The 10,528-nt window shown below is 68.4% G+C and carries 12 protein-coding genes and 1 pseudogene; 6 read left to right on the forward strand and 7 right to left on the reverse strand.

Annotated features, from left to right (window positions below; translation table 11 throughout):
* The first annotated feature begins 193 nt into the window (after window positions 1-193).
* The 5 genes from NHG85_RS14335 (at window position 194) to NHG85_RS14355 (ending at window position 4,485) form a co-directional block, all read left to right on the forward strand.
* Window positions 194-1,111 (forward strand): manganese-dependent inorganic pyrophosphatase, encoded by a 918-nt coding sequence (locus NHG85_RS14335; RefSeq protein WP_253333526.1) that lies wholly within the window; start codon window positions 194-196, stop codon window positions 1,109-1,111.
* A 5-nt stretch (window positions 1,112-1,116) separates the two neighbouring features.
* A complete protein-coding gene (locus NHG85_RS14340; RefSeq protein ID WP_253333528.1) occupies window positions 1,117-2,001 on the forward strand; it encodes a TIGR01459 family HAD-type hydrolase in 885 nt (294 codons plus the stop codon).
* A gap of 66 nt (window positions 2,002-2,067) precedes the next feature.
* Window positions 2,068-3,006 (forward strand): bifunctional riboflavin kinase/FAD synthetase, encoded by a 939-nt coding sequence (locus NHG85_RS14345; protein WP_253333530.1) that lies wholly within the window; start codon window positions 2,068-2,070, stop codon window positions 3,004-3,006.
* Complete coding sequence (locus NHG85_RS14350; protein ID WP_253333532.1) at window positions 2,999-3,439, forward strand: YcgN family cysteine cluster protein; 441 nt, start codon at window positions 2,999-3,001, stop codon at window positions 3,437-3,439. The genes NHG85_RS14345 and NHG85_RS14350 overlap by 8 nt, the downstream gene beginning before the upstream one ends.
* Window positions 3,439-4,485 carry a threonine aldolase family protein gene (locus NHG85_RS14355; protein WP_253333534.1) on the forward strand — a complete coding sequence of 349 codons (1,047 nt, stop codon included), beginning with the start codon at window positions 3,439-3,441 and terminating at the stop codon, window positions 4,483-4,485. The genes NHG85_RS14350 and NHG85_RS14355 overlap by 1 nt, the downstream gene beginning before the upstream one ends.
* A 6-nt stretch (window positions 4,486-4,491) precedes the next feature.
* Here NHG85_RS14355 and NHG85_RS14360 read toward each other — a convergent pair whose 3' ends face one another.
* Window positions 4,492-5,091: a 2-hydroxychromene-2-carboxylate isomerase gene (locus NHG85_RS14360; protein ID WP_253333536.1), complete on the reverse strand. Its 600-nt coding sequence runs from the start codon at window positions 5,089-5,091 to the stop codon at window positions 4,492-4,494.
* Between the two features lie 124 nt (window positions 5,092-5,215).
* Between NHG85_RS14360 and NHG85_RS14365 the strand changes: the two genes are divergently transcribed.
* Window positions 5,216-6,235: a ribose-phosphate pyrophosphokinase gene (locus NHG85_RS14365; RefSeq protein WP_253333538.1), complete on the forward strand. Its 1,020-nt coding sequence runs from the start codon at window positions 5,216-5,218 to the stop codon at window positions 6,233-6,235.
* 22 nt (window positions 6,236-6,257) lie between these two features.
* On the opposite strand, the gene NHG85_RS14370 is transcribed toward NHG85_RS14365, so the two are convergent.
* The 6 genes and pseudogenes from NHG85_RS14370 to NHG85_RS14395 form a co-directional block, all read right to left on the reverse strand.
* The gene (locus NHG85_RS14370; protein WP_253333540.1) at window positions 6,258-6,542 is read right to left on the reverse strand and encodes a hypothetical protein; all 285 of its coding nucleotides are present in this window, start codon (window positions 6,540-6,542) and stop codon (window positions 6,258-6,260) included.
* A gap of 210 nt (window positions 6,543-6,752) precedes the next feature.
* Window positions 6,753-7,625, reverse strand: a complete 873-nt coding sequence (locus NHG85_RS14375; RefSeq protein ID WP_253333542.1) for a 50S ribosomal protein L11 methyltransferase — start codon at window positions 7,623-7,625, stop codon at window positions 6,753-6,755.
* 98 nt (window positions 7,626-7,723) lie between these two features.
* Entirely contained in the window at window positions 7,724-8,374 is a 651-nt protein-coding gene (gene msrA / locus NHG85_RS14380) for a peptide-methionine (S)-S-oxide reductase MsrA (protein ID WP_253333544.1), read from the reverse strand.
* Window positions 8,375-8,430: 56 nt separating this feature from the next.
* A complete protein-coding gene (locus NHG85_RS14385; protein ID WP_253333546.1) occupies window positions 8,431-9,669 on the reverse strand; it encodes an MFS transporter in 1,239 nt (412 codons plus the stop codon).
* 44 nt (window positions 9,670-9,713) lie between these two features.
* Complete coding sequence (locus NHG85_RS14390) at window positions 9,714-10,142, reverse strand: cupin domain-containing protein (protein ID WP_253333548.1); 429 nt, start codon at window positions 10,140-10,142, stop codon at window positions 9,714-9,716.
* 112 nt (window positions 10,143-10,254) lie between these two features.
* Window positions 10,255-10,528 (reverse strand): annotated as a pseudogene (locus tag NHG85_RS14395) (primosomal protein N'); the annotation flags it as partial.

Below are 10,528 nucleotides of genomic sequence, written 5' to 3' on the forward strand. Positions count from 1 at the left end.
ATGGGCTGGGTCTGGCCGCGCCTGCGGGCGCTGCTGGACCGCAGACCGGCACCGGAGCCCGCGCGGTGAGGCGGGGGGCGGCGCGCGATCCGCGCCGCCCCTCCCCATCCCCTCCGGGTGGGTGACAAGCCCCGCGCCCCTGCCTATAAGGCGCGCGACCCGTTCACCCCCGATGCTCCAAAGGATTTCCCGCATGACCACGCTCGTCTTCGGCCACAAGGCGCCCGACACCGATTCCACCGGCTCGCCGCTGATCTGGGCCTGGTATCTGAACCAGCAGGGCCAGGACGCCGAGGCGCGGCTTCTGGGCGACCCCAACACCGAGGCGAAATTCGTCGCCGAGCGCTGGGGCTTCGAGCTGCCGCAGATCATCGACGACGTGGCTGAGGGCCAGAAGGTCGTCCTCGTCGACACCAACAACCCCGCCGAGCTGCCCGCCTCGATCAACAAGGCCGACATCCTCGCGATCATCGACCACCACAAGCTGTTCGGCGGCCTCGTCACCGCCGGCCCGATCGACATCACCATCAAACCCGTGGCCTGCACCGCCACCATCATGCACGAGCTGATGGGCCACGTGGCGACCGAGATGCCCGAGGGCATCAAGGGGCTGATGCTGTCGTGCATCCTGTCGGACACGCTGGAGTTCCGCTCGCCCACCACCACCCCCGCCGACAAGGCGCTGGCCGAGCGCCTGGCTGCCGATCTGGGCGTCGACATCTCCGGCTACGCGTCCGAGATGTTCGCCGCCAAGTCCGACGTCTCCGCCTTTTCCGAGGCGGAACTTCTGCGCATGGACAGCAAGGAGACCACCGTCGAGGGCAAGAAGCTGCGCGTGAGCGTGCTCGAGACCACCTCGCCCGAGCAGGTGCTGTCGCGCAAGGCGGCGCTGCTCGACGCGATGCCCAAGGTGGCATCCGAGGACGGCGCCGACGAGGTGCTCTTGTTCGTCGTCGACATCCTGCAGGAGCAGGCGACGATGCTCATTCCCAACGAGGCGGTGAAGGCGATCGCCGAGAAAAGCTTCGGCACGACCGTCTCGGGCGACAGCGTCGTGCTGCCGGGCGTGATGAGCCGCAAAAAGCAGATCATCCCCGTGCTGAAGGTCTGAGGGCCATGACCAGGATCATCGAGAGCTTCACCGAGATCTCGGGCGGCTACGGCGCGGCCTTTGTCGATCTGTGGGGCTGCATGCATGACGGTCTGCGCGCCCACGAGGCCGCCGTCGCCGCCATGCGCGGCTTTCGCGCGGGCGGGGGCAAGGTGATCCTGGTCACCAACTCGCCGCGCCCGCGCGCTTCGGTCGAAGGCCAGATCGAAGGGCTCGGCGTGCCGCGCGATTGCTGGGATTCCATCGCCAGCTCCGGCGACTCGGCCCGCGCGGCGATGTATGAGGGCGTGGTCGGCGAAAAGGTCTGGTTCATCGGGGACGAGCGCGACGAGGCCTTCTTCGAGCCGCTGCGCATTATCAAGGACCCCGCCGAGATCAGCCGCACCGATCTCGAGGCCGCCCAGGGCATCGTCTGCTGCGGCCCCGAGGACGAGCATGCCGAACCGGAGGTTTACCGCGAGCGGTTCGAACGGGCGATCGCCAAGGGGATGAAGCTCCTTTGCGCCAACCCCGACATCATCGTCGATCGCGGCGAGGAGCGGGTCTGGTGCGCGGGCGCCCTGGCCAAGCTCTACACCGAGATGGGCGGGACCAGCCTCTATTTCGGCAAGCCGCATGCGCCAATCTACGATCTGGCGCGCCGCCGCCTGGCCGAGATCGACCCGAGCATCACCGACGACCGCATCATCTGCATCGGCGACGGGCCGCAGACCGATGTCTCGGGCGCGGCGAACGCAGGGCTGGATGCGCTGTTCATCACCGGCGGGCTTTCGGCCGGGGAAACCGGCACCGGCCCCGCTCCCGACGGCCAGCCCGACGCGGGCAAGCTCGACGCGCATCTGAAGGACGAGGGGCAGGCCCCGGCCTATGCCACGGGCTTCCTGCGCTGAGATGACACCGGTCGGCCGGGGCGCGCCCGCTTGCGCGCGCCCCGCCGCAGGGCTACGCAGAGCGCCATGCGCATCCTGAGCGATCTTTCCGACATCACCGCCACCGACCGCGGCGCCGCCGCGGCCATCGGCAATTTCGACGGCGTCCACCTCGGCCACCGCGCCGTGATCGACCTCGCCCGCGACGAGGCCGACCGCCTCCGAGCCCCCTTGGGCGTGATGACCTTCGAGCCGCATCCGCGCGAGTATTTCGCCCCCGATGCCCCGCCCTTCCGGCTGATGAACCGCGCCGCGCGGGCGCACAGGCTCGAAAAGATCGGCGTCGAGCGTCTGTTCGAGCTGCCCTTCGACGCGGCCCTCGCGGCGCTGACGCCGGAGGCCTTCGCCCGCGACGTGATCGCGCGCGGCCTCGGGCTGCGCCACGTGGTGATCGGCGCCGATTTCCGCTTTGGCAAGGGCCGCGCGGGCGATGCGGCGATGCTCGCCGAGCTGGGCCGCGCGCATGGTTTCGGCGTCACCGCCTCGCCGCTGATCGCGCTCGATGCGGGCGAGGTCAGCTCCACCGCCATCCGCCACGCCCTGAGCGAAGGCCGCCCGCGCGACGCCGCCGCGATGCTCGGCCATTGGCACCGGCTCGAGGGCGAAGTCATCCATGGCGAAAAGCGCGGCCGCGAGCTGGGCTACCCGACCGCCAACATGGCCGTGGCCGGGCTGCACATGCCGCGCTTCGGCGTCTACGCGGTCAAGGTCGACGTGCTGGAGGGCCCGCATGCGGGCAGCTATGACGGCGCCGCCTCGATCGGCGTGCGCCCGATGTTCGGCGAGAACCAGCCCAATTGCGAAACCTTCCTCTTCGATTTCAAGGGCGATCTCTACGGCACCGAGATCTCGGTGGCGCTGGTCGAATACCTGCGCGGCGAGGAGAGATTCGACGGGCTCGATGCGCTGATCGCGCAGATGGACGCCGACTGCGCCCGCGCGCGGGAGGTGCTCGGCCATGCGTGAGAAGTTCTGGGAGCTGCCGATCGAAAGCCTCGATGTGCAGGAGTGGGAGGCGCTCTGCGACGGCTGCGGCAAGTGCTGCCTCAACAAGATCGAGGACGAGGACACCGGCGAGGTGGCGCTGACCCGTGTGTCGTGCCGCCTGCTCGACGGCGCGACCTGCCTGTGTTCGAAATACGAAACACGCCACAAATACGTGCCCGAATGCATCGTGCTGACGCCTAAGAAGATCGCCGAGACGATGTACTGGCTGCCGCAGACCTGCGCCTACCGGCTGCGCGCCGAGGGTCGTCCGCTCTACGACTGGCACCACCTCATCTCGGGCGACCGGCAGGCGGTGCACCGCGCGGGCGTGTCGATGATCCACCGCACCGTGCCCGAAACCCAAGTCGATGACGACGATTGGGAAGATCACATCATCGAGGAGCCCGTCTGATGCAATTCGCCTCCGACAATGCCGGTCCCGCCCATCCCGCGATTCTCGACGCCATCGCGCGGGCCAATGACGGCCACCAGCGCGCATACGGCTCGGAAAGCGCGATGGAGCAGCTCCGCGACCGCATCCGCGAGATCTTCGAGGCGCCCGAGGCGGAGGTGCATCTCGTCGCCACCGGCACGGCGGCCAATTCGCTGATCCTCGGCTGCATGGCCCGGCCCTGGGACGCGATCTTCTGCTCGGAGCACGCGCATATCGAGCATGACGAAGGCAACGCGCCCGAGTTCTACACCGGTGGCGCCAAGCTCAGCCTCGTGCCCGCCCCGGACGGGCGGATGTCGGCGGCGGATCTGGAGCGGGTGATCGGCACGCCCGGCGCGCGCTCGTTCCACAACGCCCAGCCCGGCCCGATCTCGATCACGCAAGTGACCGAAACCGGCAGCGTCCACAGCCTCGACCAGATCCGTGCCATCGGCGACCTCGCCCGCGCGCGCGGGCAGAGGGTCCACATGGACGGGGCACGCTTCGCCAATGCACTCATGGCGTTGGGCTGCACGCCCGCCGAGATGACCTGGAAGGCCGGGGTCGATGCGCTGAGCTTCGGTGGCACCAAGAACGGCTGCCTCGGCGTCGAGGCGGCGGTGTTCTTCGATCCCGCGCTGGCGCAGGAGTTCGAGCTGCGCCGCAAGCGCGGCGGGCACCTGTTTTCCAAGCACCGGTTCCTGTCGGCGCAGATGCAGGCCTATCTGGCCGATGATCTGTGGCGCGATCTCGCCACGCGGGCCAACGCCGCCTGCGCGCAGCTCGTCGCGGGCCTCGACGCCCATTCCGAGGCCGAGATCCTCTATCCGGCGGAGGCCAATCTCGTCTTCGTCACCCTGCCCCGCGCCACCTGCCGGCGGCTGATCGAGGGGGGTGCCGATTTCTACGTGATGGATGGTGACCCGATGCAGGGCGCGCCCGAGACGCGGCTCACCGCGCGCCTCGTCTGCGACTGGTCGCTGGGCGAGGCGCGGGTGGCACAGTTCCTGTCGCTTCTGGACTGAACCGGGCTAGAGCTGCCCCGAGAGGTGCAGGTCCAGATCCCCGAGCCGGTCCTGCCCCCAGAACCGCTCGTCGGTGTCGGTGATGTAGAAGGGCGAGCCGAACACGCCGCGCCGCACCGCCTCCTCCAGATTCTGGCCGTATTCATCGGCGGCCATCATGAGGTTGCTCTCGGCGAGATCCGGGTCGAAGCCCGCCTCCTCCAGCGCCTCGCGAATCACGTGCTCCTGCGCGATGTCCTTTTCGTCGGACCAGCAGGCGCGGGTGATCGCGTGCACCAGCATCCCCATGTCGCCCCCGCCCGCCTTCTGGGCATTGATGATGGCATAGGACGAAGGCGCGCCGTTGGTCGGCCAGTTGGCCGGACGCATCACCAGCGGCAGCCCGGCCTTCCTGGCCTGACGGCGCATCTCCTGCGCGCGGTATTCGATCCGACTCGGGTGTCGGTCCTTGGGCAGCTGCCCGCCCGAGCGGGGAAACAGCGCCATCACGTCGATCGGGCGATAGGCGATCTCGGCGCCGTGCTTGGCGGCGATCTCTTCGAGCCTGCGGCCCGCGATGTAGACATAAGGCGACAGTGTCGCGAAAAAATAGTCGATCTTCGGCACCTAGGCCCTCCCAAGCTCCCCAGCCCATCGGGCAGGTTTGCGCCATGCTAGGGCTGTGCTAGGCGGTGTCAATCTCCGCGCCGCCCCGCTACGGGGCGCCCAAGCCTGCCAAGGATGCCGCTTGATGCCCACCCTGAACGAGCCGAAGCTGATCGCCGGTAACGCCAACAAACCCCTCGCCCGGGCGGTCGCCCGCCGCATGTCGATGCACCGCGGCATGAACGTCGGCCTCGTCGACGCGCGGATCGAGCGGTTCAACGATCAGGAGATCTTCGTCGAGGTCTACGAGAACGTCCGCGGCGAGGACATGTTCATCATCCAGCCGACCTCGAACCCGGCCAACGACAACCTGATGGAGCTTCTGATCATGGCCGATGCGCTGCGGCGCTCCTCGGCCCAGCGGATCACCGCCGTGATCCCCTATTTCGGCTATGCCCGCCAGGACCGCCGCGCCAAGGCGCGCACGCCGATCTCGGCCAAGCTCGTTGCCAACCTCATCGCCGAGGCCGGGATCGAGCGGGTGCTGACCATGGATCTGCACGCCGCCCAGATCCAGGGCTTCTTCGACATCCCGGTCGACAACCTCTACGCCGCGCCGATCTTCGCGCTCGACGTGGCGCATCACTTCAAGGACCGGCGGAGCGACGTGATGGTCGTCTCGCCCGACGTCGGCGGCGTGGCGCGCGCCCGCGAGCTGGCCAAGCGCATCGGCGCGCCGCTCGCCATCGTCGACAAGCGCCGCGAAAAGGCCGGCGAAGTGGCCGAGATGACGGTGATCGGCGATGTCTCTGGCAAGGCCTGCATCATCGTCGACGACATCTGCGACACCGCCGGCACGCTGTGCAAGGCGGCCGAGACGCTGATGGAGGCGGGCGCGACCGAGGTGCACAGCTACATCACCCACGGCGTGCTCTCGGGCCCGGCGGTGAGCCGGATCGAGAAATCGGTGATGAAATCGCTGGTGATCACCGATTCGATCGAGCCGACCGAGGCGGTGAAGAACGCGCCCAACATCCGCATCGTGCCGACCGCGCCGATGTTCGCGCAGGCCATCCTCAACATCTGGCACGGCACCTCCGTCAGCTCGCTCTTCGAGCACGAGACGCTGACGCCGATCTACGAGGGCATGTACGCGGCCGATTGAGCCTGCGACCCGGCGGGGGGCCTCAGCCGAGGAGCCCCGCCAGCATGGGGGCGAGCGTCGCGGTCACCGGCTCGGGCTGCATCAGCCAGCCCAGCGCCCGGCCCGGCGCGCCCATCGCTTCCAGCCGCCCCAACAGCTCGGCCATGGCATGTACATCAAGGCGGGCGAAAAGAAAGCTCTTGGCTCCGAGGGCGGCGAGGATCGGCAGCAGCACGACAAGGGCGAAGGCCAGGGCGAAGGCCAGACCGGACCCCTGCCGCGACCGCGGCAGCAGCACCACGAGACCGTCATCGAGAACATATTGCACCGCGCCCCTGGAGAGGCGGCGATTCCGTTTCTCGATATGAAGAAGACGGGATTCGAAGCTCGACGAAACACGGAACATGGCGAACGGTCCTGGCAAGGTGCCCCCACCTCACGGTGTCAGCACTATCGCCGGAACATGGCACAAATGTGGCGAATCGGGCGATTTCCGGCGAAATCATGTCGCCCGCCCCTTTTGCGCCATCTCCGCCGATCAGCTCCGCCGCATGACAAGCGTGGTCCATTCGCCGTGGCTTTCGCGCGCCGCGCGTAGGAAACCGCGCCCGACATAGGCCGTCTCGACCGCGTCGGCCTGCTCGTTGAGGATGCCCGACAGGATCACGTGGCCACCCTTGGCCACCTTCCCCCCCATCTCGGGCGCCAGCGCCACCAGCGGCCCCTTGAGGATATTGGCGAAGACGAAATCGAAGGGCGCGGCCGCCTCGAGCGCCGCGTGTTCGAAGCCCGCCGCCTCGAGGCACTCCACCTGCCCGGCCATGCCGTTGGCAGCCAGATTGGCCTCGGCCACCTCGACCGCCACCGCGTCGATGTCGGATGCCATCACACGCGCCTCGGGCCAGAGCTTGGCCGCCGCCATGGCCAGCACTGCCGTGCCGCAGCCGATATCGGCCACGCGTGCGGGCATCGCGCCCTGCGTGGCCAGCGCGTCGAGCGCCTTCAGGCAGCCCAGAGTGGTGCCGTGATGCCCGGTGCCGAAGGCCATCGCCGCCTCAATCAGGAGCGGGATCCGGTCGCCCGGCACCTTCTCGGCGTCATGGCTGCCATAGACGAAGAAGCGCCCCGCCTCGACCGGGGCCAGCTCGCGCCGCACCTTGGCGACCCAATCCTCGTCGGGCACCTCGGACACCAGAAAGCCACCCGCGCCATGGCTCGCCGCCAGCAGATCGAGCGCCACGGCGTCGGGCGCCTCCTCAAAATAGGCGGTGACCTCGTAGAGCCCCGAGCCGTCCTCGATCTCGAAGACGCCGGTGCCGTAGGGCGCGGGCTCGAGATCCTCGAGCGCCTCGGACAGCACCTCGCCGCGGCGCTGGTCGTCGAGCTGGGTGATCGCGGTATAGACGGGCATCGAAGGTCTCCGGGCAAAGGGGCTGGGATGCGGCATAGGCGCAAGCGAAGGGGGCGGTCAATCGCCGCCCCCCTCGTCTCATCCGGTCCGCCGGGGTGTCAGACGCCGACGCCGATCGGGCAGGTCACGCCGGTGCCGCCGATGCCGCAATAGCCCGACGGGTTCTTGTCGAGATACTGCTGGTGGTAATCCTCGGCCATGAAGAAAGCGGGCGCATCGACGATCTCGGTGGTGATCGCCCCGAAACCCGCGCCGGTCAGCCGCGGCGAGAACGCCTCGCGCGAGGCTTCGGCGGCCTGCTTTTGCAGCTCGCTGAAGGTGTAGATCCCCGAGCGATACTGCGTGCCGCGATCGTTGCCCTGCCGCATCCCCTGCGTGGGATCGTGGTTCTCCCAGAACACGCGGAGCAGGTCGTCGTAGGAGGTCTTGGCGGGATCGTAGATCACGCGCACCACCTCGTTGTGCCCGGTCTTGCCGGTGCAGACCTCCTCGTAGGTCGGGTTGGGCGTGTAGCCGCCCGCATAGCCGACCATGGTCGAATGCACGCCCGGCAGCGTCCAGAACATCCGCTCGACGCCCCAGAAGCAGCCCATGCCGAACATCGCGACCTCGAAGCCCTCGGGGGCCTCGGGGTCGAGCGTCGTGCCGAGCACGCTGTGCCTCTCGGCCGTGGGGATCGGCTGCGACCGGCCGGGCAGCGCATTTTCGGGGGTGACCATCTCGGTCTTGCTGGAACTCAGTCCGAACATCTTGGAACTCCTTTCGGGGCGTTTGCCCGGCATATAGGCACGGCTGACGTCAAGCGCTACTGCGCGGCGAGCGGAAGCGCGGGCCCTGCGAACACGGTCTCGTGGCCGGGCGCGGGATGGCGCGGGATCATCAGCGCCAGCGCCAGCGACAGCCCCGCCATGCCGGCGGCCAGCACGAAGACCGCGTCGGGCGCGGCGAGCCACAGGTAGCCCAGCAGCGCGGGCAGGAAGACGGCGGCGATGTGGTTGATGGTAAAGGCCACGGCGGCGGTGGGGGCGATGTCGCCCGGATCGGCGATCTTCTGGAAATAGGTCTTCAGCGCCAGCGCCAGCGCGAAGAAGATGTTGTCGATCACGTAAAGCACCGCCGCCACCACAACGCCCCAGCCGAACCAGTAGAGCCCGCCGTAGCTTAAAAAGACGAGGATCAGCCCGACATATTCCACCGCCAATGCCTTCTTCTCGCCCCAGCGGGCGACGGCGCGGCCCAGAAGCGGCGCGGCAAAGATGTTGGTCAGGAGCGTGATCAAAAACAGCGCCGTGACCTCGTGCACGTCGTAGCCGAACTTCTCGACCATCATGAAGCCCGCGAAGACCACGAAGATCTGCCGCCGCGCGCCGGACATGAACTGCAGCGCGTAGTAGAGCCAGTAGCGGCGGCGCAGCACGAAGCTCTTGGTCTGCGGATGCGGCGCGCGAAAGGCCGGAAAGGCCAGCCAGCACCACAGCGCGACGATGGCGCAGAACCCGCCCGAGAGCATGTAGACGAAGTTGTAAGAGAGGTCGAAGGCCTCCCATGTCAGCACGATCGAGAGATAGGCGATGAGCGTCGCCCCCGCCCCGGCCGAGACCAGCCAGCCCAGCATCTGCGGCGCGCGGTCCTTGGGCAGCCATTGAAGCTGCAGCGACTGGTTCACCGTCTCGAAGTAGTGAAAGCCGATCGAGGAGAGCATGGTGATGGTCAGGATGCCGCCCATGGAGGGGAATTGCGCGGTCAGTGCCGTCGCCACCCCAAGAAGGCCCAGCGCCACCAGCGCGAGGCTCTGCTCGCGCACGAAGATCAGGATCGCGATGACGCCGATGGCGAAAAAGCCCGGGATCTCGCGCACCGTGTGCAGCCAGCCGATGTCGGAGCCGTCGAAGCCCGCCGCCTCGATGACGAAGTTGTTGAGCAGCGCCGACCAGGTGGCGAAGGCCACCGGCATGGCCATCGCCATCAGGAACAGGAGCGTGGTCGGCCGGCGCCAGAGCGGCAGGGAGCGGGCCTCGGAAAGCGGCATCGGATTACGTGTCATGCGCAAGCATTACGCCGGTCGCGGGCGCATGGCGAGACGCCGTGTCACCCGGCCTGCGAAAATCTGTAATCCACCTCGGCAAAGCGCGCGGTCGGAAAGCCGTAGGCAAAGCGCAGCCCCTCCGCCCCCGCCACCACGCCATGCTCGGCTTCGCCGGGGATGAACACGGCGACGCCCGGCCCGATCGGGTGCGCCACGCCGTCGATGGTGACGATGCCCGCCCCCTCCAGCCCGAGATAGAATTCGGCCGGGGCATGGCGGTGCGGCGAGAGCGTGCCGAAGGGGGCGAACTCGGCCAGCCCCAGCGTCAGCGCCTCCGACGGCGTCCGGTCCGAGGAGACCAGCGTGCGCCAGCGCACCGTGCCGAATTCCGGATCGACGCCGCCCTCCAGCGGCAGGCTCGCCGCATCCACCGAAAAGCCCTGCGCCGCCCGCGCGCCGCTCCAGCCCGTCGCTTCGCATGACATTTCCATGGCGCGCCTCCGCTGCCCGGCCCCTTTCGATCAGGCTCGGCCGAATCAGGCGGCCCGGTCGGGCTCGCGCGCGACATGCGCAGGTCGTTTTCGAACCTCGGCCGCGATCCGCCTAGAGAAAGCTCTGCGGATCGATGTCGATGGCGAGCCGCAGGTTCGCGGGCAGGCGCACCTGCGCGGCCCATTCGGCCAGCGCCGCCTGCAAGGGCGCGGTCTTCTCGGCCTTGACCAGAAGCCGCACCCGGTGCCGTCCGCGCACCCGGGCGATGGGGGCGGGTGCGGGGCCGAAGAGCTGCGCGCCGATCCGGCGCAATGGCGCGTCGGCGCGCGCCAGCCGGTTGCCGAGATCGAAGGCGGCCTGCATGTCGGGCGAGGAGATCACGATC

The sequence above is a fragment of the Limimaricola litoreus genome (assembly GCF_024159025.1).
GTDB classification, from domain to species: domain Bacteria; phylum Pseudomonadota; class Alphaproteobacteria; order Rhodobacterales; family Rhodobacteraceae; genus Limimaricola; species Limimaricola litoreus.

Bases quoted from the DNA above. Each gene is read 5' to 3' on its own strand.
- NHG85_RS14355 (WP_253333534.1), top strand. From the start codon at position 3,439: ATGCAATTCGCCTCCGACAATGCCGGTCCCGCCCATCCCGCGATTCTC.
- NHG85_RS14365 (WP_253333538.1), top strand. From the start codon at position 5,216: ATGCCCACCCTGAACGAGCCGAAGCTGATCGCCGGTAACGCCAACAAA.
- NHG85_RS14385 (WP_253333546.1), bottom strand. From the start codon at position 9,669: ATGACACGTAATCCGATGCCGCTTTCCGAGGCCCGCTCCCTGCCGCTC.
- NHG85_RS14375 (WP_253333542.1), bottom strand. From the start codon at position 7,625: ATGCCCGTCTATACCGCGATCACCCAGCTCGACGACCAGCGCCGCGGC.
- NHG85_RS14350 (WP_253333532.1), top strand. From the start codon at position 2,999: ATGCGTGAGAAGTTCTGGGAGCTGCCGATCGAAAGCCTCGATGTGCAG.
- NHG85_RS14340 (WP_253333528.1), top strand. From the start codon at position 1,117: ATGACCAGGATCATCGAGAGCTTCACCGAGATCTCGGGCGGCTACGGC.
- NHG85_RS14390 (WP_253333548.1), bottom strand. From the start codon at position 10,142: ATGGAAATGTCATGCGAAGCGACGGGCTGGAGCGGCGCGCGGGCGGCG.
- NHG85_RS14345 (WP_253333530.1), top strand. From the start codon at position 2,068: ATGCGCATCCTGAGCGATCTTTCCGACATCACCGCCACCGACCGCGGC.
- NHG85_RS14335 (WP_253333526.1), top strand. From the start codon at position 194: ATGACCACGCTCGTCTTCGGCCACAAGGCGCCCGACACCGATTCCACC.
- msrA (WP_253333544.1), bottom strand. From the start codon at position 8,374: ATGTTCGGACTGAGTTCCAGCAAGACCGAGATGGTCACCCCCGAAAAT.